21 protein-coding genes are annotated in these 20,869 nt (G+C 45.5%); 17 read left to right on the top strand and 4 right to left on the bottom strand.

The window, feature by feature from the left end:
• Positions 1-49: 49 nt before the first annotated feature.
• The 16 genes from R7P72_RS04055 to R7P72_RS03980 all read left to right on the top strand — a co-directional run bounded on the left by R7P72_RS04055 (position 50) and on the right by R7P72_RS03980 (position 12,665).
• A complete protein-coding gene (locus R7P72_RS04055) occupies positions 50-817 on the top strand; it encodes a DUF3450 domain-containing protein (protein WP_005374260.1) in 768 nt (255 codons plus the stop codon).
• The gene (locus tag R7P72_RS04050; RefSeq protein WP_042523423.1) at positions 818-2,185 is read left to right on the top strand and encodes a MotA/TolQ/ExbB proton channel family protein; all 1,368 of its coding nucleotides are present in this window, start codon (positions 818-820) and stop codon (positions 2,183-2,185) included.
• A complete protein-coding gene (locus tag R7P72_RS04045) occupies positions 2,185-2,739 on the top strand; it encodes a MotA/TolQ/ExbB proton channel family protein (RefSeq protein ID WP_005374258.1) in 555 nt (184 codons plus the stop codon). The genes R7P72_RS04050 and R7P72_RS04045 overlap by 1 nt, the downstream gene beginning before the upstream one ends.
• Positions 2,736-3,140, top strand: coding sequence for an ExbD/TolR family protein (locus R7P72_RS04040; protein ID WP_005374257.1), 405 nt, complete (start codon positions 2,736-2,738; stop codon positions 3,138-3,140). The genes R7P72_RS04045 and R7P72_RS04040 overlap by 4 nt, the downstream gene beginning before the upstream one ends.
• The gene (locus tag R7P72_RS04035; protein WP_005374256.1) at positions 3,140-3,760 is read left to right on the top strand and encodes an energy transducer TonB; all 621 of its coding nucleotides are present in this window, start codon (positions 3,140-3,142) and stop codon (positions 3,758-3,760) included. Before R7P72_RS04040 ends, R7P72_RS04035 begins: the two co-directional genes overlap by 1 nt.
• Positions 3,757-4,929 carry a tetratricopeptide repeat protein gene (locus R7P72_RS04030; protein ID WP_005374255.1) on the top strand — a complete coding sequence of 391 codons (1,173 nt, stop codon included), beginning with the start codon at positions 3,757-3,759 and terminating at the stop codon, positions 4,927-4,929. The genes R7P72_RS04035 and R7P72_RS04030 overlap by 4 nt, the downstream gene beginning before the upstream one ends.
• A 133-nt stretch (positions 4,930-5,062) precedes the next feature.
• A complete protein-coding gene (locus R7P72_RS04025; RefSeq protein ID WP_005374254.1) occupies positions 5,063-5,692 on the top strand; it encodes a PepSY-associated TM helix domain-containing protein in 630 nt (209 codons plus the stop codon).
• 21 nt (positions 5,693-5,713) lie between these two features.
• Positions 5,714-6,253 (top strand): DUF2271 domain-containing protein, encoded by a 540-nt coding sequence (locus R7P72_RS04020; protein WP_005374253.1) that lies wholly within the window; start codon positions 5,714-5,716, stop codon positions 6,251-6,253.
• A 15-nt stretch (positions 6,254-6,268) separates the two neighbouring features.
• Positions 6,269-7,099 (top strand): DUF4198 domain-containing protein, encoded by an 831-nt coding sequence (locus R7P72_RS04015; RefSeq protein ID WP_025768070.1) that lies wholly within the window; start codon positions 6,269-6,271, stop codon positions 7,097-7,099.
• A gap of 42 nt (positions 7,100-7,141) precedes the next feature.
• Entirely contained in the window at positions 7,142-7,462 is a 321-nt protein-coding gene (locus tag R7P72_RS04010; RefSeq protein WP_005374251.1) for a hypothetical protein, read from the top strand.
• Entirely contained in the window at positions 7,459-8,010 is a 552-nt protein-coding gene (locus tag R7P72_RS04005; RefSeq protein ID WP_104980328.1) for a DUF6162 family protein, read from the top strand. Before R7P72_RS04010 ends, R7P72_RS04005 begins: the two co-directional genes overlap by 4 nt.
• Before the next feature lie 22 nt (positions 8,011-8,032).
• On the top strand, positions 8,033-8,959 hold the full coding sequence (locus R7P72_RS04000; protein ID WP_130546497.1) for a metal ABC transporter solute-binding protein, Zn/Mn family: 927 nt from the start codon (positions 8,033-8,035) through the stop codon (positions 8,957-8,959).
• Positions 8,959-9,687 carry a metal ABC transporter ATP-binding protein gene (locus R7P72_RS03995; protein ID WP_025768067.1) on the top strand — a complete coding sequence of 243 codons (729 nt, stop codon included), beginning with the start codon at positions 8,959-8,961 and terminating at the stop codon, positions 9,685-9,687. Before R7P72_RS04000 ends, R7P72_RS03995 begins: the two co-directional genes overlap by 1 nt.
• Positions 9,687-10,562, top strand: a complete 876-nt coding sequence (locus tag R7P72_RS03990) for a metal ABC transporter permease (protein WP_005393560.1) — start codon at positions 9,687-9,689, stop codon at positions 10,560-10,562. The genes R7P72_RS03995 and R7P72_RS03990 overlap by 1 nt, the downstream gene beginning before the upstream one ends.
• 22 nt (positions 10,563-10,584) lie before the next feature.
• On the top strand, positions 10,585-11,454 hold the full coding sequence (locus R7P72_RS03985; protein WP_053307119.1) for a metal ABC transporter solute-binding protein, Zn/Mn family: 870 nt from the start codon (positions 10,585-10,587) through the stop codon (positions 11,452-11,454).
• Between the two features lie 215 nt (positions 11,455-11,669).
• Entirely contained in the window at positions 11,670-12,665 is a 996-nt protein-coding gene (locus R7P72_RS03980; RefSeq protein ID WP_017635534.1) for a porin, read from the top strand.
• Positions 12,666-12,883: 218 nt separating this feature from the next.
• On the opposite strand, the gene R7P72_RS03975 is transcribed toward R7P72_RS03980, so the two are convergent.
• From R7P72_RS03975 to speA, 4 genes are all read right to left on the bottom strand, one after another.
• The gene (locus R7P72_RS03975) at positions 12,884-15,049 is read right to left on the bottom strand and encodes a S9 family peptidase (RefSeq protein ID WP_213907110.1); all 2,166 of its coding nucleotides are present in this window, start codon (positions 15,047-15,049) and stop codon (positions 12,884-12,886) included.
• A 310-nt stretch (positions 15,050-15,359) separates the two neighbouring features.
• Positions 15,360-16,565 (bottom strand): multidrug efflux MFS transporter EmrD, encoded by a 1,206-nt coding sequence (emrD, locus tag R7P72_RS03970; RefSeq protein WP_138939801.1) that lies wholly within the window; start codon positions 16,563-16,565, stop codon positions 15,360-15,362.
• A 409-nt stretch (positions 16,566-16,974) separates the two neighbouring features.
• Positions 16,975-17,895: an agmatinase gene (gene speB / locus R7P72_RS03965; RefSeq protein WP_053307121.1), complete on the bottom strand. Its 921-nt coding sequence runs from the start codon at positions 17,893-17,895 to the stop codon at positions 16,975-16,977.
• A gap of 1 nt (position 17,896) precedes the next feature.
• Positions 17,897-19,807 carry an arginine decarboxylase gene (gene speA, locus R7P72_RS03960; protein ID WP_250159052.1) on the bottom strand — a complete coding sequence of 637 codons (1,911 nt, stop codon included), beginning with the start codon at positions 19,805-19,807 and terminating at the stop codon, positions 17,897-17,899.
• A gap of 323 nt (positions 19,808-20,130) precedes the next feature.
• Between speA and R7P72_RS03955 the strand changes: the two genes are divergently transcribed.
• Positions 20,131-20,856: an MBL fold metallo-hydrolase gene (locus R7P72_RS03955; RefSeq protein WP_033906547.1), complete on the top strand. Its 726-nt coding sequence runs from the start codon at positions 20,131-20,133 to the stop codon at positions 20,854-20,856.
• Positions 20,857-20,869: the final 13 nt, after the last annotated feature.

Raw genomic sequence — 20,869 nt, 5'->3', positions numbered from 1 at the left:
GGGTAGTCTTCCCCTTTGGTCGTTTTTGGAACACAGAAATATAACTCGTATGAATCTAATGAAATCAAGTATCGCTCTGTTGATATCATCGGTTTTGATTCCCGCTCACGCGGCGAACTTAAACGATGCACAAGCTGTGCAGAGTAAAACAAACCAGTCGTCGGCGGTAAGCCAAAAACGTATTGATGCAAGCGCAGAAAAATCACTTACTCTAGAAGCTGAAATTGAGCAGCTGCAAGAAGAAGTCGGTAACTTGAAGATTTATCGCGATCATCTTGCAAGCCTTGTTGAGAGCCAAAATCAAGAAGTTGATAGCTTGAACGAGCAAATTGAACAGATTGCTCAAACTCGTCAAGGTGTCGTGCCTTTAATGTATCACATGCTTGAGGGCTTAAAAGTGCTCGTCGCTAACGACAAGCCTATACGCAAAGCGCAACGTGAGGAGCGAATTGCAAAGCTGGATTCCATGATGACGCGTGCAGACGTTGCGGATGCAGAGAAGTTTCGTCGTATTTTAGAAGCGTACCAAATTGAAATGGATTACGGCACCAAGCTTGGCGTTTACCAAGGCAAGATTAACCTGGGTGACAATGAAGCTGTGGAGGCGGACATTCTCTATTTAGGCCGTTTGTCTTTGGTAGCGCGTAGCTTATCTGGTGACACATTTTGGAGCTGGTCACAGCAACAACAAGCATGGCAACAAGTGGGTTCTGAGCAAAAATCAGAGCTAGACAAAGCGTTCGCTATGGCGAATAAACAGATCGCGCCGAGTATGTTAACTCTGCCAGTGTCGTTAACCGCTGCGGAGGGCAAATAAATGATGAAAAAATGGTTATCGGTTGCATTAATCTCGACAGCCGCATTAATGCCTTATACAACTTTTGCTAGTGATGCGTTGTTACAAAAGGCGCAGCAAGAAAATCGTCAACAGCAATCGCACAATGTCGCGCGTGAATCAGGTTTTAAGCAAACAGAGCAAGACCTACAGGCTATAAAGAATAAATTGGTGGCAGAGCGTGCTGCTCTTCAAGCAGAGGCGGACTCATTAAGTGTTACCTTCGGTGAAAATGAAGCAGAACTGGCACAGCTAGAAGAAAAGTTGCGTCTAGAAACCGGGAGCCTAGGTGAGTTATTTGGCGTCGTTCGCCAGAACGCAAAAGAGCTAGAGTCTGAGCTAAAAAGCTCAGTAACCGGTGTAGATGCAAACTCATATCAGAAAGATATCGATGCTATTGTTGCGGCTAAATCACTGCCAACGTTGACCCAACTTCAGGCGATGTGGCGCAGCATGGAAGAACAAATCAAAGCAAGCGGTGAAATGGCAAACGTCTCTTTCACACTGCTAAATGGCGAGGGCCGTGAACAAACGGTTAGTGGTGTTCGTCTTGGTTCTATGGCGCTGCTGGATGACACTGGCTACGTTAAGTGGAATGGTCAACGCGGAGATGCGGTAAACTATCTTCGTCAGCCTGAAAGCGGTCCAACAGCGAATACTATTTCCTCTGGTGACATTGATGCGCTTGTCATAGATCCGTCACGTGGCATTCTTCTTGAGCAGCTCGCAAACTCACCGACTTTGGCTGATCGCCTAAATGCGGGTGGCGTTGTCGGCAAAATCATCCTTGGTTTATTGGCTATCGGCCTATTGATTGCGCTCGTACGTGGTGCATCTCTGATGATTTCGCGCCAGAAAATCATGAAGCAACTGAAAACCCCAGCGCAGCCAGGAAACAACCCTTTGGGTCGCGTGCTTGCGGTATACCAGAAAGACAAGCATCGCAGCGTAGAAGCGTTAGAACTACGTCTTTTGGAAGCCGTTGTTGATGAGCAAACCCACCTAGAAAAAGGGTTGTCGATGCTTAAGCTTCTTGCTGCTCTAGCTCCTATGCTTGGCCTACTAGGCACGGTAACGGGTATGATCGAAACCTTCCAAGTCATCACTCAATTTGGTAATGGTGATCCGAAAGTAATGGCGGGTGGCATTTCGATGGCACTTGTGACTACCGTACTTGGCCTTGTTTCAGCCATGCCTTTGCTATTAGCGCACAACGTATTGAGCTCTCAAGCAGAAAATATTCGCAGTATCTTAGAAAAACAAGGCATCGGTTTAGTTGCAGAACAAGCTGAGCGTGATATGCCGAATAACAAAAGTCACTCTAACACCTTAGCGGAGAACGCAGCGTAATGGAGCAGATCCTACTCAGCACATTGGGTTTGATCAGTGAGGATTGGGCCACAACCTTGACGAGCTTTATGCAGCAAGGTGGTCAAATCCTATGGTGGCTGGCCGCCGTCGTGGCGGTGTGCTGGCTGTTGGTTATGGAGCGAGTTATTTATCTCACAACGGTTTTCCCTGGGGTAAAAAAACAGCTTTGTGAGCAGTGGCACGCAAGATCAGAGCACCACTCTTGGTACGCGCATCAAATCCGTGAAGGATGGATTGCAAAAGCGCAAATCGAACTACGCCAAAACCTATCGACTATTAAGCTACTTGTGGCGGTTTGCCCAATGCTAGGGTTGTTAGGGACGGTGACAGGCATGATTACGGTGTTTGACGTAATGGCATCGCAAGGCAGCAGCAATCCGAAATTGATGGCTTCTGGTATCTCACTTGCTACGCTGCCAACCATGGCAGGTATGGTAGCAGCGCTTGCGGGCATGTTTATTCATGCTCGCCTTAGCAAAGTGTGTGAACGAAAAGCTATCCAGTTAGAACAATCTTTAAGGAGTCAAAAGTGAGACTCGGACGCAGACCTAACCAACAAGATGAAGCTCAAGTCGATTTAACCTCGATGCTTGATATCGTCTTCATCATGTTGATCTTCTTCATTGTGACCAGTTCGTTTGTACGTGAATCCGGTGTAGAAGTGAATCGCCCCCAGGCTTCTAATGTAGTAAGTCAAAAAGACGCGGGCATTTTTATCGCAGTAACGGCAGCGAATGATGTGTACATTGACAAACGAGTGGTTGATATTGAGCGTGTTGAGGCCTCTATTGAGCACCTGTTACTTGATCAACCTGATGCCTCGTTAGTTATCCAAGCTGACGAGCATGCTTACAATGGCACTGTCGTGAAAGTGATGGACGCTGCAAAGGCGGCGGGTGTGAAGAACATTGCATTGGCGGCGGAGAAACCTTAATGGGCAGGCTGTTACTTGCACTACCAGCATCACTGTTAATTTCTGTGAGCTTGTTTAGCTTTATGGCGTGGATGGTTGATAAAGGCAACCAGCGTGCACCAGAAGCTTCAGAAGCCGTTCGTTTTGATATGGTGATGGTAGAGAATGAAGCAGACGTGCAGCGTCGTCAACGTTCAGTGCCGGAGCAACCAGAACCACCTCAAGCGCCGGAGCCAATGGATCTGTCTCAAGCTGACACTCAAATGGAACCAATGAGTCAGATGACGCCAGTCAGTGCTTTAGGTTTAAACACAGCCCTTGAAGGCATCGCGATTAGCGCCCCAAACTTGAAGGGAACAATGGGCAACCAGCAAGCACTGCCGTTGTATCGTGTTGATCCTCGTTATCCAAGTAAGGCGCTGAAACGTAGAGTGGAAGGTTATGTCATTATGCGTTTCACGATCGATGCAACTGGACGACCAAAAGATATTGAAGTGATCGAGGCTGAGCCCGAGCGCATGTTTGAAAGGGAAGCAATCCGTGCGCTTAAAAAATGGAAGTATCAGCCAAAAGTTGAGGATGGTGTGTCAATTGAGCAGTTCGGACAAACCGCTAAAGTGGAGTTCAAGTTAGCCAAATGATGAAAAAATTCTTAATCGGTACGGTATTAAGCCTGAGTGCACTCTCAACCATTGCCAGTGAGTTAAGCCAATACACCGCAGCGAGAGTTCAACGAGCACACAACTTGGCTCAAGAGGAGAAACTAAAAGAAGCGATTTCATCTCTTGAAGCTATGGAGCTTTCTCGTGGATATGACCAAGCTTATGTCGCTCGAATGTTGGGTATTTTTTACTGGCAGAACGAGCAAACTCAAGCGGCGATTAAGCAACTTGAGTTGGCAGTCAATAGTGGTTTGCTACAAGATGAGCAAGCATGGCAAACCCGAAAAATGTTGGCTGATATACTGCTGAACGAGCAACGTTTTTCTAAGGCTTTACCTCATTACTATGCCTTGAGCAAAAACATTCCTAAAGGTCAAAAAGCGCATGAACTATGGCTGCGTATTTCCCAATCTCATTATCAACTGAGTCAGTGGCAAAAAGTGCTTTCAGCAATGGCTCGTTATGAGAAGTTTGGTCAGCCAGACAAGCTTGGCGCATTGTCGATAAAGCTTTCTGCTGAGCTAGAACTGAAAAAGTGGAAGCCGGCAATCTCGACCATCAAACGCTTAATAGTGATTGAACCTGAGCGAATTGAATGGTGGCGTCAGCTTGTTGCTCTATATCTACGGGTTGATGACAACAAACGTGCCCTAGACTCTTTGGCGTTGGCAAAACTGAAAGGGTTACAACTTAGCCAAGATGACTTAAAGCTGCTGGCACAATTGTACGCGAAACGAGGTATTCCTGAGAGAGCTGCATTGGTGATGAACGAGCTAGAGGATGTAAACTCGAATAGTAAGCTAAAAGCTCAGCAAGCAACGTATTGGCAAATGGCAAAAGAGTGGGAAGAGTCTATTGATAGCTGGCGTATTGCAGCTCAGCTAGATAGGCAGTATTACTGGAACTATTCTCAACTGCTGGTGCAAGAAGGCCATTATAAAGATGCCATTGCCGCGCTCGATAATGTCAGAGGTCGTAAAGCGGATGTTGCACTTATCAAAACTCGCGCTTACTACAAACTTAAGCGGTTTGACGATGCGCTCGCTAATGCCAAAAGAGCGAATGAGATTAAGCCATCGAATCAGGCAAAAAGTTGGGTTAAGTATCTATCTCAGCTACGCAAAGTAGAATCGACGCAGAACTCATAGCGAACATTTTTATTAAATACCCGAGCTCAGTCTCGGGTATTTTTTTGTTTAAAGTAAACAATGTAAATTAAATGCCAATACGAATGATTATCACCTAAATTATGCCCCACATTTATTGGTGATGATTGTTTCTATGTTGCTTAAAAGCAAAGGTGTTCAAACTTGGGCTCGCCGCCTACATATCTATATTTCGATGGCTCTTCTCTTAGTTACGCTGTTTTTTGCAGTAACTGGTATTACCCTCAATCGCCCCGAATTGTTTGAACGCAGCGAACCTATCATTCAACAACATACTCTGACGGTTCCGCACTCAGTTTTATTCTCACATTCAGATACCTTTCAACCTAATCGTGAAGGGCTGGTGGCTTTCTTGACTAAAGAAACCGAGCTTCGCGGCACTCCCTCCGCACTAGATGTGTATACCGAAGTTGAGCAAGGTGAGTTGTTACTCGGAGAGCTTTCTATGGATTTTAAAGGCCCGGGTTATAACGCTACGGTCTTTATTGATATGACTACTGGTGCAGCAGACGTCGAAACGACGCACTACGGTATTGTTGCGCTGCTGAACGATCTACATAAAGGACGCAACAGTGGTGGGATTTGGAAGTGGTTTATCGACGTCACTGCGCTTTTGATGGTGTTTTTTGTTCTTACAGGCGTGTGCTTGTTACTGCCTAAGAAGAAGACGCTCAGAACGTCTATGCAATGGATGAGCTTTGGTACGTTACTGTCGCTCGTAATTTATTTTGTTGCTGTTCCATAACAGCTTTTTTAGAGAACACTTATGTTGAACACAGGAAGATTTTTCCGCAGTAATCACTTTTGTAAAGCCGCTTTGATCGCGGCTTTTGCTCCTTTCTCTCTTTCCGCGGCGCCTCTACCAGATAACGCGAAGGTCGACTTCGAACTCGAACTTCCAAAGATAGATACCTCAATGTATGCACGCCCTTATGTGGCGGTTTGGGTTGAAAACGATCAGCGTAAACCGGTTAAAACCATTCAGTTATGGGTAGGGAAAGACGAATGGTTAAAAGATCTACGCAGCTGGTGGAGAAAAGCGGGTCGTTATGATCGTGAACTTGTTGATGCGGTGACTTCTGCAACACGTCCTGCTGGTCAATACCGCTTTGTCTGGGATGGAACCAATGACGCAGGGGAGCGTTTGGAACAAGGAAATTACACGTTGTACGTCGAAGTCGTTCGTGAACACGGTGGGCGAAACTACTTACGTCAAAAAATAACGCTAGCGGACAGTGACGTGCGCTATGAGCTTAAACCAACACAAGAGACGGGTGTCATCACCGTCAATTATCAAGTTAAGTGATTAAAGGACACAACAATGAAAACCAAAATGAAAGCAGTGGCATTGGCGAGTGTAATGGCAATGGGATTGGCTGTAACCACCACCGCACAAGCACATCCACGTTGGGTTCTGCCCTCTCACTTTACGGTTTCTAAAGAAGGCGGTGACTGGCTGACATTTGATGTTACTGCCTCTCACGGAACGTTTGTTTTTGATAAGCCTGCGGGTAGTGACCAGGCGTTTGTGGTGATGCCGGATGGCCGCTCTGAGCGTCCTAACTTTGTTGTTCGTGGCAAGCGTCGCTCTATGTTTGATTTCTTTTTTACAGAAGAAGGCACGCACAAAGTTGCGATTAATAATCAGCCGAGCTACTACACACAATACAAAGCGGGCCGTCGTGATACGGTGAAATGGGCGCGAGCAAGCAAAGCTGAGCGTGGTGATGTGCTTCCCGAGCAAGCGCGTGATGTGGTTACTCAACTAAGTTACACCCGAGCAGAAAGCTACATTACGGTTGGTATGCCAACGGACAAAGCGTTGGAGATTGAAGGCAAAATGCTAGAGATGAAACCGATCACGCATCCATCGGACATCATTGAAGGTGAGCCTGTGACTTTCCAGTTTTTCTTTAACGGAGAGCCACAAGAGGGCGTTACTGCTGAGATTACACGTGAAGGGACCATGTACCGAAACCATCAAGAACAAATCGATGTGGTGAGCGATAAAGATGGCAAAGTGATTTTCACGCCAGAAGTCGCCGGGCGCTACTTAATGAAAGCGAACTACAAAGGTGAATTGAAAGATAATCCATTGGCGGATAAAGCGAGTGCCAATGTTCACCTAACGTTTGAAACTCAACTTAACTAATCGAATTAGGCTCAGCAATTGCTGGGCCATTTTGGAATTATCATGAATAACACTTCTCTTCTAAAAGCGGTTTTGCTTTTTTCTGGATTTGCGTCCTTTCACGCTGCTGCACATTTTCCTCTGATGAGCTGTCACTTGGCGCAAGATAAAGTGATTTGTGAAGCGGGCTACTCGGATGGATCCACAGCGGTCGACTACGATGTCGAAATGTACGATTACGACGACAATCTGATCGCCAAAGAAAAAACAGATAAGCGTTCCATCGCAGAATTTACTCACCCTGAAACAGATTTCTATTTGGTATTTGATGCCGGACATGAAAGCCCGGTGGAAGTGGATATCGTTGAGCTGAAAGAGAAATGAGTGTACAGAAAGTTCGCCCTGATGATGGTAACCGAGAAGGAAAGTGGGTCGCACTGACAATCGCAGCAATTCTCAGTTCAGCAGCCATACTTATGCCCTACCATCAGGTCGCGACTGAAAAGCCAGACATGCAGTCTCATCAAGTGTTAATCACGGATTTACATCAAAATGAGTTGGGGTTGATCGCTGAACTTAAGCTCGCTCATGAAGAGATTCGTGATTTGCAGTTAGATACCGGAACTTGGCCTGAGATCTCTGATATGGAGGCGCTTTGGATTGCTCCTTTCGTGAAAGACCAAAATTGGAAGCGTAAAGGTTCTCATCAGTGGCAACGAATTGATGACGGTGTCTACATTGGCGTGAAGACCAGTGCCCAAGGCTCTGCTTCCATGCTGTTGGATAGCCGCAGTTCTCAAGCTGATATTTGGTTTAATGATTCTAGCCGTTCGTTAAATGTGGATGGACTAAGCGAGCTAGCAAAACGCCACGATTTCGGTTGGAAACAAATCGTTGTGTCAGACTCTTCTTCCCACTCTCACGCCCATTAAGACAACATAATTGATAAGTACTATGATCAAACGCTCTCTTTTACGTCGTATTCTTACAGCCACCGCGTTATTGACGGTGTCTTCTACTGGCTTTGCTGCCGAAAAACTCAGTATTGGTATTACGCTACAACCTTATTACAGCTATGTTAAAGCCGTTGTTGGTGAGAAGGCGGACATCATTCCTTTGGTTGATGCTGGTTTTAATCCTCACAACTATTTGCCACAACCTAATGATCTTAAGCGCTTAAATGAAATGGACGTAATAGTGATCAATGGTATTGGTCATGACGATTTTGCACTGAAAGTGATCAAGGCTTCTCAGCGTGATGATCTCGTGGTTATCGAAGCGAACAAAGAAGTGCCTTTATTGCCCGCTATGGGGCAGTCTGTTGGTCAAGGAGCAGTGAACCCTCACACCTTTGTCGGTCTATCAACAACCATTCAAAAGGTTTACACCATCGCGAGTGAGCTAAGCCAATTGGACCCAGACAATGCTACGTTCTATCGCCAAAATGCTCGTAAATACGCGAAAACATTTCGCCTGATGAAGCGTGATGCAATGTTGTCTCTTGGTGAGTTGGACACGGCTGGTATGAAGGTGGCGACAACCCACAATGCTTACGGATATATCCTTCAGGAGTTTGGTGTTGACGTTGCCGCTGTCATTGAGCCTGCTCATGGCGTTGAACCAAGTGCAAGTCAGCTACAGGAAACGATAGAGAAAATTCGTGAATCGGGCATTGATGTTCTGTTTTATGAGCTCAATATGCCGAATCGCTTTGTTGATACCATCGAAGAGGCGACTGGGGTGCAGCTTTATCGCTTTTCTCACATGACTCACGGTGAGTATGAGGCTGATAAAGTCGAGGTTGAGATGCGAGATAATGTGGAAACACTAATCGAAGCCATGAAATTTGTGGCGAGTAAGCGAGCAGGGGAAAAGGCGTAATGACTGGACCTTCCGTTTCCTTAAGTAACGTGGGCCTAAAATACGCCGACAATATCATTTTGCAGAACATCAGCGCCGAATTCGAGAACGCGAAATGTCACGTGATTATGGGACCGAACGGCGGTGGTAAAACCTCTTTGCTTCGTTCGGTACTTGGACTCACGCCATTTTCGGGAAACATAGCGCTCAATTGGCCAGAACCATCAGCTGCATCGGGGAAGATAGGGTATGTGCCACAAAAAGCGATGTTTGAAGCAAGCCTCCCGTTAACCGTGATGGATTTTGTACTGCTTAACCAAACTCGTATCCCTCTATTTTGGCGACGTAAAACCAAACAAACTCAACATGCCCTGGCCCAGCTGGATCGCGTGGGTATGGCAACGCGTTGCGATCGTCGTATGGGGCAACTCTCTGGCGGTGAGCAACAGCGTGTTTTGTTTGCGCAAGCTTTACTGGATGAGCCCAATTTATTGGTTTTAGACGAACCTACAACTGGCATGGATGAGCAAGGTGTTCGATATCTTGAAGGTTTGATTCATGAAGTCGTTGGAGAAGGCAAAACGGTACTGGCAGTGCACCATGACGTGACCGCAGTGCGCCGTTTAGATGCGCAGGTCCATGTTGTAAATCGTCAAATTGTGGCGTCAGGGCACCATTCAGATGTGCTAAGTCCTGATCGTATAGAAACATTATTCAAGCACTACACAGCAAAAGTGGAGGCTGCATAATGGATTGGTTGCGAGAGTTAGCGGTTAGCGGCGTTGAAGCTGGATGGTTAAGCGATAGCTTTTCTTATGCTTTCATGGTGAACGCAATTGTGGCAGCGCTGATATTAGGGCCATTACTTGGTGGTCTTGGTACATTAGTCATCGCCAAGCGACTGGCTTTTTTCTCTGAAGCGGTTGGGCATGCTGCGCTTACCGGAATCGCGATTGGTGTGTTGCTCGGTGAGCCGCCAGAGAATCCGATCATCGGATTGTTTAGCTTTTGTATGATTTTTGCGCTGTTGCTTCACTTTGTTCGTAATCGTACGAATGTACCTTACGACACACTGGTTGGGGTTTTTCTTGCACTAGCGTTAGCGGTTGGTGCTGCGCTGTTAATGTACGTTGCTCGCAAGATCAACATTCACATGTTGGAGAACGTGTTGTTTGGCTCGATCTTGACTGTGACGGACAACGATATCCTTATTTTAGCGATCAGTTGTTTGATCATATTACTGCTTCTTATTCCAACGTTTAACCGCATTTTGCTGACTTGTATTAGCCCGGATATTGCACGTGTACGCGGCTTTAATACCAGCTTTTATGATTACTTATTTGTCATGATGATCACCTTGGTCACCATCGCCGCGGTAAAGATTATTGGCGCGGTATTGGTTGGTGCATTGCTACTGATTCCTGGTGCAACGGCTAGGCTATTGACTAAACGCATGGGCAGTTTCGTTCTCCTTTCTTCTTTATTGGCAACCATTGCGTGTTTAGTAGGAACCATACTGCCGATGGAGCTTGAGCTACCAGTGCCATCAGGCGCATCCATCATCATTGTTTCTGCGGCATTTTTCCTAACAGCAACGGTTTACCGAATTATACAAAAAGCGTAACCCTTTTTATAAAGTAATGAACATGAAGATAAAAAAATTAGCGATAACTTTTGGTTTGGTTATAGCGACGACACTTCCATCGTTGGCAAGCGCCAAAGACATTTTAACCAGCACTCCCGTCACGTACATGTTGTCTGAGCAACTCATGAAAGGTACAGGGATAGAGACTCAGTATCTGCCTCCAAAGCGTTACGGCGTTGAGCGTCTTGAGAACTGGTTCGCAAATAAAGGTACAGAGCAAGTTAAGCAAGCGGGTCAAGCCGCGACGGTTGCTGTTACTCTTGGTGCGATTTGGAAACAAGACCCGACTTATGTTTACGCTCGACAGGGCAACATTCACTTGATTGAAATCGATGCATCGCAGGCCATTTCTCCTAGAGCTCAAGGAGTTGCAGTACTGACATTGGAAAACGGGTCAACATCGAAGTACGCATGGCTGAACCCTACAAACTTAATCCGAATGGCGGGCATTGTTGGAGAGGATCTACAACGTGTATATCCTGAACACCAAAAGGCTATTCAAACGAATCAACAGGCTCTTATGCTCAATGTGCGTGAACTGATCAACCAACAACAGGCAGAGATCTTCGATAAAGGCATCGATTCAGTGGTACTGATGAGTGAGTCATTAGAGGACTTTGCCTCTGGCAACCAATTGTTTGTGGTTGGGCGCGAATTTAAGCCGGAACTCGAGTGGACAGAAGAAGACAAATTATCTTTAAAAGCTCAGTTTGAACAAGATAAAACGCTATGGTTAGTGACGGATAAACGACCGTCGAAAACCTTGACATCGCTTATTAAACCGAGCCGCATACTGCAAATTGATGTTATTGACCGCTGGGGCAGTAAGGGTATCAAAACTGAGAAGCCACTCGCACGTTGGGAGATGTGACACGTAAAAAGCCACAGATTTTATGATGGGGAATGAAAAGTTCCCTATTTTTTTGTGACTCAGTTCAAAATGTGAGCATTAATACCACTGGTTGCATAAGAAAGTGTTTGTTTCATTTCTATTTCATTACTACTTTGTTATGTGTTCGTTGCGATTGATTCGGATTTAATCTGTTTCTAAGCGAACCGGTACAAACAACTATACGGATGTTAACAATGAAAATGAAAACTCTAGCCGTTGCAGTGGCGGCACTAGCATGTGGTTCACAGGCCTTCGCAGCAGAAGTTTACAACAGCGATGGTACATCTTTATCGATCGGCGGTCACGTTTCAGTTGGCGTGGGTGAGTATTTCGAAGAAGATGTAAAAGTTCACCAAGTGTCTCCACGTATTAACGTTGCGGGTAAGAAAGACATTGGCAACGGTATTACTATCGACGCTAAAGGCGAATGGGCGCTTAACTACCTAAACGGTGGCGAGCAATCGTTCAAAACTCGTCTAGGTTACATCGGTGCTACTCATGAGCAGTTTGGCCGTTTAGTAGCAGGTACTCAATGGTCACCTTACTACGATGTCGCTGGCGTTGCGGATCTACCAATCGCGTTTGCGAACGACTTTTTGTACGACAACCACGGCAACCTAGGCTCAGCTCGTGCTGATAAAATGCTTAGCTACCGTAAAGGTTTTGAATTTGGTGAAGGTTTTGCTTTCAACCTAGGTCTAGGTTGGCAAGGTGAGCAAACTTCAGATGCAACAACATACGAGCAACGTGGTCAAGTTGCATTGAGCGGTTCTGTAGCTGGCTTTGGTCTAGGCTACGTATACAGCGGTGGTGATGTTAAAAACGCGACTCTAGGTACTAAGAACGCTGAATCACACCTATTCTCTGTAAACTACGGTCAGTACGGTTCAGGTCTATACGCAGCAGTAGTATACGGTATGAACGAGTACTTCTACCAAATGCGTAAAGACACTTCTCAACTTGAAGCTCTTTTGGCATACGGCGTAAACGATTGGACATTCAGCGTTAACTACGAAGGCGTAGAAGACGAAGAAGACAATAAGACAGTTTCAAGCGAAACTGCGCTACAAGCAGAGTACGCTGTAACTCCTGCTTTCGTAACGTTTGCAGCTTACCAGTTTGATCTAGGTAACGACTACAACAATGAAGAGAACGACTACTGGACTCTAGGTGCTCGTTACTACTTCTAATAAATAGGCCAGTTTCTACTGCCTAAACACATTTATTGTGTTAACGCCTACTCGTTGTGAGTAGGCGTTTTTCTTTCTGCTATCCTTTGGCTATAAGAGACGCTAGTCATTCTGTGCTTAGGTAACCCCACTCTTTGTTTAGAGAGTGCGTCTATAAAAAATGCCCGCAACTTGCGGGCATTTTTGTTGTTAGAAGAGATGCAGTTCTATTAATACGCTTATTTTTTATCGAGTAAATCGAGGAAGAAGGCATACTCTAGCGCATCTTCTTTTAAGCGCTTAAATCGACCAGATGCGCCGCCGTGTCCGGCTTCCATATCGGTTTTGAACAACAAGACGTTATCGTCTGTCTTCATTTCACGAAGTTTGGCGACCCACTTCATTGGTTCAAAGTACTGTACTTGAGAGTCGTGCAAGCCAGTCGTTACCAACATGTTCGGGTAGTTTTGCGCCTTGATGTTGTCGTAAGGCGAGTAACTCAACATATAGTCATAGTATGTTTTGTTATTTGGGTTACCCCATTCATCATACTCATTGGTGGTCAATGGAATTGATTCATCGAGCATAGTGGTTACCACGTCCACAAACGGAACATGTGCACCGATACCGCGGTACAGTTCTGGTGCTTGGTTGATGATAGCCCCCATTAAGAGACCTCCTGCAGAGCCACCAACAGCGAAGACTTTATCTTTCGCGCCGTAGCCTTGTTCAACCAAACCTTTAGTCACATCAATAAAGTCGTTGAATGTGTTTTGCTTGGTTAGTTTTTTACCGTCTTCATACCAAGGGCGGCCAAGCATTTCAGATCCACGAATATGAGCAATGGCGTAAACAAAGCCGCGATCCAATAGACTCAAACGTGTCGAGCGGAAAGTTGGCTCAATGGTTGCGCCATAAGATCCATAACCATATTGGTAGAGTGGATTTGTACCATCTTTCTTAAATAAGTCTTTACGATACACCAAAGAAACGGGTACTTCTTTACCGTCACGGGCTGTGACCATGATGCGTTCTGATTGGTAATTGTCAGGATTAAAATCACCAAGTACAGGTGTTTGCTTCATGATTTCTGACCCGCCCGTTTTTAGATCGAAATCGTAGTAGGTTCCTGGAGTGGTTAAACTGCTGTAATAAATACGAACTTTCTCGTTATCCAGCTCTAGGTTACCTGTCAAATAGGCAGCAAACGCATCGTCATTAAATGTGAGGGGGAGTTCTTTTCCTGTTGAAAGCTGACGTACAGTGACGCTTGCTAGGCCGTTAGAGCGCTGCTCATAGACGATGTGATCATTGAATAACTCGAAGTCGACAAGTTGAGTATTGTCGTCTGCGGCAATCACATCTTGCCATTTAGAGCGGTCATGCATGTCATTTTGATGAACTTTCATCAAACGGAAGTTGACGGCTTGATAGTTAGTATAAATGTAGTACCAATCGCCTAGCTTAGAAATACTGTATTCAATGCCATCTTCACGAGGATAGAACGGTTTCGCCTTTGCTTTAGGGTTGTTCGCATCAATGATAGAGACCCCACTGGTTTCTGTACTCGAATGCCAGATATAAATATCTTCGCCATCTTTGCTTTTGCTTAGTGAGGTGTAATAGGCGCTGTCGGTTTCCTCAAAAATCAGCTCATCGCTGCTTTGTGGTGTGCCCAATACATGACGATAAACTTGGTAGCCCAATAAGGTCTGTGGATCTTTTTTGATGTAGTAAAAGGCGTTGTTATCGTTCTGCCATGCGACAGCGCTTGAGGCCCCTTCGATTTCATCTTGTAGGTAATTGCCTGTTGTCAGGTCTTTGATCTTAAGGGTGTACACGCGGCGGCTTAATGTGTCTTCGCCATACGCCAATAAGTTTTCATTCGGACTAACGTATAGGCCGCCGATACTGAAAAATTCATGTTCTTTTGCTAGTTCATTGACATCTAAAATGATTTGTTTGTCTTTGCCTGCAAAGTCTTTAGCTCGCAAATGGACTTCGTACTCGTTATCTCCGGTCACTTCACTGGAGTAGAAGTAGTTGCCTTTACGAACCGGTACTGAGTTGTCGTCTTTTGCGATACGCCCTTTAATTTCTTCAAATAGCGTATCTTGAAATGTTTCAGTGTGCTTTAGAACGGTTTCTGCGTACTGATTTTCTTTCTCTAGGTGCTGTAAAATTTCAGGGTCTTTACGTTCGTCGTCACGCATCCAGTAGTAGTTATCAACGCGGGTATCGCCATGAATAGTCATCGCGTGAGGGACTTTTTTCGCAACCGGAGCTTGAGTTTGTTGAGCAACGATCTGTGTTTGGGAGTATTGAGTCATGCTGGGGATTCCTTGATTGCTGCATCCGGCGACAAGCGCGACCGAGACGGCCAACGTAGTTAAAGTGAAACGCATCTGATTTTATCCTTATTGTACACCCAAGTGGCCTCATCCTGAGGGCTGGGCTTTCATTTTGTTAGTGGTTTTCAGTTGTCCATTCTTTGTTATGGGGTATGCCGAAAAAGTGAGAATCCTCAATATTTTCGAGTTGGCTACTCAATTTGAAGGAAGCTGAAAACACATTGTGTAAGCAGCTGTTATTTTTAACAAATATCAATTCGAAAGTTAAATCATTCTCATCGGGAAATCGATATAGTGTGATATGAAAAAAGGGACACACTTGTTGAGTGTGTCCCTTTGGATTTTGAAAGTAAGCTGATAATGATCAGATAACTTGCGGTACTTCGTTTGAGTGATTGTGTGCTCGATTCACCCACATTAACCCAAGCATTGCAATTACCGACATTGCCATCATCATAATGCCCAAAGGCATCTGGTTATGCGCTGGAAATAGTGACGCGAGCAAAGTTGCGACACCTGCCCCCAAGTTTTGCATGCCACCCAATGTCGCGCCTGCTGTTCCTGCATGGTATGGGAATGGCGCAATCGCTCCAGTTGTTGCTGCTGGGAAGAGAATACCCGCACCCAAAAAGTACACGGTTGCGCCTCCAACTAGCGTTAACGCCGTGGTCAAACCAAACAAGCCTGGGATGAGCACAATAGCAGAGCCCACAAAAATAGAGACCAAGCCTACGTTTAAAGCACGACGCTCAGAGCGACGTCTTGCGATGTAGCTAGATAAGCCCGCACCCACCAAGTAACCTGGGATCGGCAATATAAACAGCAAACTTACCGTTGTTGCAGGTAATTCTAATACCCCACCTAACAACACCCCAGCCGCCGCTTCGAATACACCTACACCAGCGAATGTTGCAACCAGGCAAATCAAAAAGCCTTGAAAGCGACGGTCAGACAAAACGTGTTTGTAGCTTTTGGCTACTGGTTCGAATTTGCGTTTCTCTTTTGGTAGCGTCTCCATCATGCTTGTCATCATGGTGATCACAACCGCGATAGCAAATAGCGCTAAGAACAAGTAGCTCGACCGCCATCCGAAAGCTTCTGTTAGGTAGCCGCCTAATACTGGTGCCATTAATGGTGAGAAAATCACACACATGCTAATTAAGCTGTTTGCTCTGTGTAGATCAGAGCCTTCAAAGCAATCGCGAGTCAGAGTGCGTGACATCGCACCGCCGCAGCCAATACCTAAGCCTTGGATAAAGCTACCAATCAAGAACCATTCAAATTGATGTGCAAATAATGCTACCAGTGTACCCGCGATGTAGATAAGCAGCCCGACGATGATGATCGGTTTGCGTCCCAAGCGGTCCGATAGTGTGCCATACGCAAATTGCGACAAGCCATATGGGATTAGGTAACAAGCCATCACAGCTTGAAGTGATGACGCAGATACCAAAAACTCGCCCGCCATATGACCGATTGAAGGCACGTACATTGTCTGGGTCATTTGACCCACGGCAGTCAATATAGCGATTAAAAAGGTAAGTTTCGCTAATGGAAACGAAGCAGACATTTGCGTATCTCTCCAAAAAATTTAAGACGTAAAAACCCTTAGCGCTCTTTTACAGAGTGCCAACTGAATTCTTGTGTTGCGGGGGTATTTACGCGAGATAATAGTGCTTGCTTGTATAATTAGCAATCGAAAAGTGTGAAGTTGAGCAAGATAAAAATCTATGATTTCAATTAGAAAAACTAATCCGATTTTGTTTTCAAAAAGCGGTGCATTTCTTTGTCTAATTACGTTAAATCTTTTACTTTTCGTGAATAGAATGAGCCTTATAGGTAACTGGTTTTAATGGTTAAAGTGCAAAAATAAAGCGTCTGCTCGGTTGATCTGAGTTCAAGATGAAACGAGTGAATAAAAGGTAGAGGAAAGCATCAGAAAGAAAAGGGAGCCGAAGCTCCCTTAGAAATGATTATGTCTATTCGCGCTCAGATGCGTATGCGTAAAGCATTTCTAGTGCGATGGTTGCTCCCGCTAGTGCGGTAACATCACTGTGGTCGTATGGAGGCGATACTTCGACAACATCCATACCCACGATATTCATGCCGGCTAAACCACGAATAATTTTCAGCGCTTTGTCTGAGTTCAAGCCACCACAAACTGGTGTACCAGTTCCCGGTGCGAAGGCCGGGTCTAAGCAGTCGATGTCAAAAGTGACATATATTGGCTTGTCTGCGACGGTGCGACGAATTTCTTCTAGGATCTCGTTCACCGACATGTCATTCGCTTGCATCGCATTAATCACATTGAAGCCGTGATCTTGCTGTTTGTATTCCGTACGAATGCCGATTTGTATTGAGTTCTTCGCTGAGATCAAACCTTCTTTCGGCGCATGGTAGAACATCGTACCGTGGTCGTATGAACTGCCATTTGCATAGGTGTCCGTATGAGCATCAAAGTGAATCAACGCCATTTGGCCATGATGCTTCGCATAGGCACGCAGGATAGGTAGCGTAATGAAGTGGTCACCGCCCAATCCCAACATGGTTTTACCACTTTTTAGAATTTCACTGGTTGCCGCTTCAAGGCGGTAAGTAAAATCTTCCGCATCACCGCAATCGAACACGAGATCACCTGCGTCGATCACTTTCAGTTTATCCAATACGTTGAAGCTCCACGGGAACTTCTTACCTTCCCATGCCAAGTTGACTGAGGCACGGCGAATTGCATCTGGACCCATACGCGCACCTGGACGCCCAGATGTTGCCATGTCCAGAGGGACTCCCAACACCACAACGTCTGCGTCTGCCGATACCGGGTTACGAATGTACGGCAGACGTAAAAACGACATAGAGTTGGAGTAAAGCGAATAATCAGTTTTAGTAAACAAATCATTCATATCAGAAGTCCTCTAAATAGGTGTATCCTGCTAGACCTTGTTCTAGTTCTGCTAGGATTTGTGCTTGTTCATTGGCTTCAACTCGCTGTGAAACCAATTGTTTATAATTGTCACGAATCGCATCCACGTCGATATGAACGTAGCGCATCATGTCTTCTACACTATCACCTTCGTTGATGTAACTGATCTCAAATTGACCATGTTTATCAACATTGACTACAGCACTGTGAGTATCACCAAATAGGTTGTGCATGTCACCAAGGATTTCTTGGTATGCGCCTACTAGGAAAAAGCCCATTAAGTACGGTTTGTCTTTGCTCCAAGCTGGTACAGGTAGCGTGCTCTCGATGCCTTGACCATCAACGTAGTGATCGATCGCGCCATCAGAGTCACATGTGATGTCCAACATCACTGCACGACGCTCTTCCGCCTCGCCAAGACCAGAAAGTGGCAGAACAGGGAACACCTGATCAATACCCCAAGCATCTGGTAGAGATTGGAAGAGCGAGAAGTTCACGAAGAACTTATCCGCAAGACGTTCGCTCAACTCGTCCAGAATTGGACGGTGGAAGCGATTCTTAGTGCTCATCTTGCGGCTTAATTCGAAGTAAATGCGCAGTGACAATTGTTCTGCCCACGCACGTTGTTCCAAGTTAAGCACACCTGTAGCAAATTGAGAGTGCACTTCTGCCAAATCACTTTGGGTATCATTGTAAATCTCAATTAACGCACGAGCGTCTGTACCATCTTGTAAGTTTTCCCAGTTTCGCCACATGTTTTGTAGCAAAAGCGGAGCGTCATCATCAAGCTCATGTACTTCTTCCGGTAGGTACGACTCGGTACCAATTACGTTAGAAATCAATACAGCGTGGTGCGCTGTTAGCGAGCGACCCGATTCCGAAATGATCACTGGCATTGGTTGTTCGTATTGCAGACACACATCGCCCACTGTGTTCACGATATTACGTGCGTATTCTGCAAGGCCGTAGTTCATCGAATTCGATGATTGGCTGCGTGTGCCGTCATAATCCACTGCCAAGCCGCCGCCCACATCGAAGTACTCGATGTTTGCACCGAGTGCGCGTAGTTCGCAGTAGAAACGTGCAGACTCGTTCACACCATTGCGTACATCACGGATGTTTGCCATCTGTGAACCAAGGTGGAAGTGAACCAGTTGCATCGCGTCTAGGTTGCCTTCGCGTTTAAGACGTTCAATAACGCTAAGCACTTGCGATGCTGATAAACCAAACTTCGATTTTTCACCGCCACTTGCTTGCCATTTCCCTGCGCCTTGAGAGGCGAGGCGAATGCGTAAACCAAGGCGCGGTTTTACACCCAAACTTTTCGCTTCTTCTAGTACCAGATCCAGCTCAGAAAGCTTCTCTAGTACGATGAATACCTTGTGACCCAGCTTTTCACCGATCAGTGCAAGACGCACATACTCACGGTCTTTGTAGCCATTACACACGATCACGGAGCTACCTTGTTGAGCCAATGCAAGTACCGCCAACAACTCTGGCTTGCTACCCGCTTCAAGACCAAGCTGCTTGGTTTCTAGTTGAGCTTGGCTCGCTAGAATTTCATCCACCACTTCACGTTGTTGGTTTACTTTAATTGGGTACACCAACAAGTATTTGTTTGGATATTGGTATTCTTCAATTGCTTGGTTGAATGCGTGGCAAATACCATGCACACGTTGGTGCACGATTTGCGGGAAGCGTACTAATACAGGCAGATTTAACTGCTTCGCTTCTAGCTCATTTACAATAGCGCTGAAAGGGATTTGATGTGCACGATCACTACGTGGTGATACATATACTTCGCCTTGGTCATCAATGCCGTAGAAACCTTGGCTCCAGTAGTGAACGTTGTAGTCCGCGCGGATGCGGTCTAATTTAGTTGCTTTTTCCAACTCGATTCTCACAAAAATGTACTTAACTCCTTAATTAATTAGAAGGAAAAGTACAAAAAAGCAAATCATGAGGTATTTACCTCATACCCTGACACGAACTCCGTGTGCGCGCATTAACGGATAAAAGGGCCCTTGAGTCTAATGATTAAAATCTATCATCTCGATTATGATTTGTTGTCGTCGCTACGTGTGAATATTTGTTTACCGAAGCGTCCATTCTGCTGTTATAGTTGGTCTGACCAGTAAGGATTCGGTCATGAAGCATCTCACTAAAATAAGGACATATTTTGCAGCTGCACAGAATTCAGGGGTACATTCAGACCATGTATCTCGCCGAATATTCCGATAAATTATTGTTGCTTGATGGTGCCAGTCGAGCAGACATCCCTCATCTTAAAGACTTTATTGAACATCAACTCCATCGTCCTTTTTCTGACCTAAAGTTGGTTGTTGTGACCCACATGCATCCAGACCATGCTGGTGGTGCGCACAAACTACGTGATTTAACAGGATGTAAGCTATTGGCCGCAAAGCGAGAGAGCCAGTGGTATAGCGGTGTAGACGGTTGGCTAATGCATTTGACCGATTTAATGTTAGCACGCTGGATGGCGAATCGGATGCGTAAACCAAAGCAAAACCTGTGGTATTCCCGCAAGTTAAAGCCAGATATTGAACTTATTGATGGAGAGTTTATTCCTGGATTTGATGATTGGCAGGTGCTAGAAACGCTAGGGCATACTGATCGAGATCTGTCGGTTTATCATTCTGAACAAGATGTGCTGTATGTGGCGGATTTAATGGTGCAGGTGAAAAAGCATCTGATTGCGCCGTTTCCCATATTTCATCCGAATCAATATCGGCAATCATTAAAGCGTGTGTTTGAGATGAATCCGCAATGTTTGCTTCTGGCACATGGGGGAGAGGTGACTTTGGATGAAAAAGCGTATCAGCACATTTTGAATACAGCGCCGACTAAGCCAATGACGCACTGGCGAGTGACAAAAGTTAAAGCGAAGGGATTGTTGTTTGCGTTATTTCGTAGGAAGTAGGCGAAGATAAAGC

Origin of the sequence: Vibrio sp. Vb0888 (genome assembly GCF_033338835.1) — a bacterium.
Lineage (GTDB): Bacteria > Pseudomonadota > Gammaproteobacteria > Enterobacterales > Vibrionaceae > Vibrio > Vibrio alginolyticus.
The sequence above is the reverse complement of the archived record's forward strand: the minus strand, read 5'-3'. Positions and strand labels throughout refer to the sequence as shown.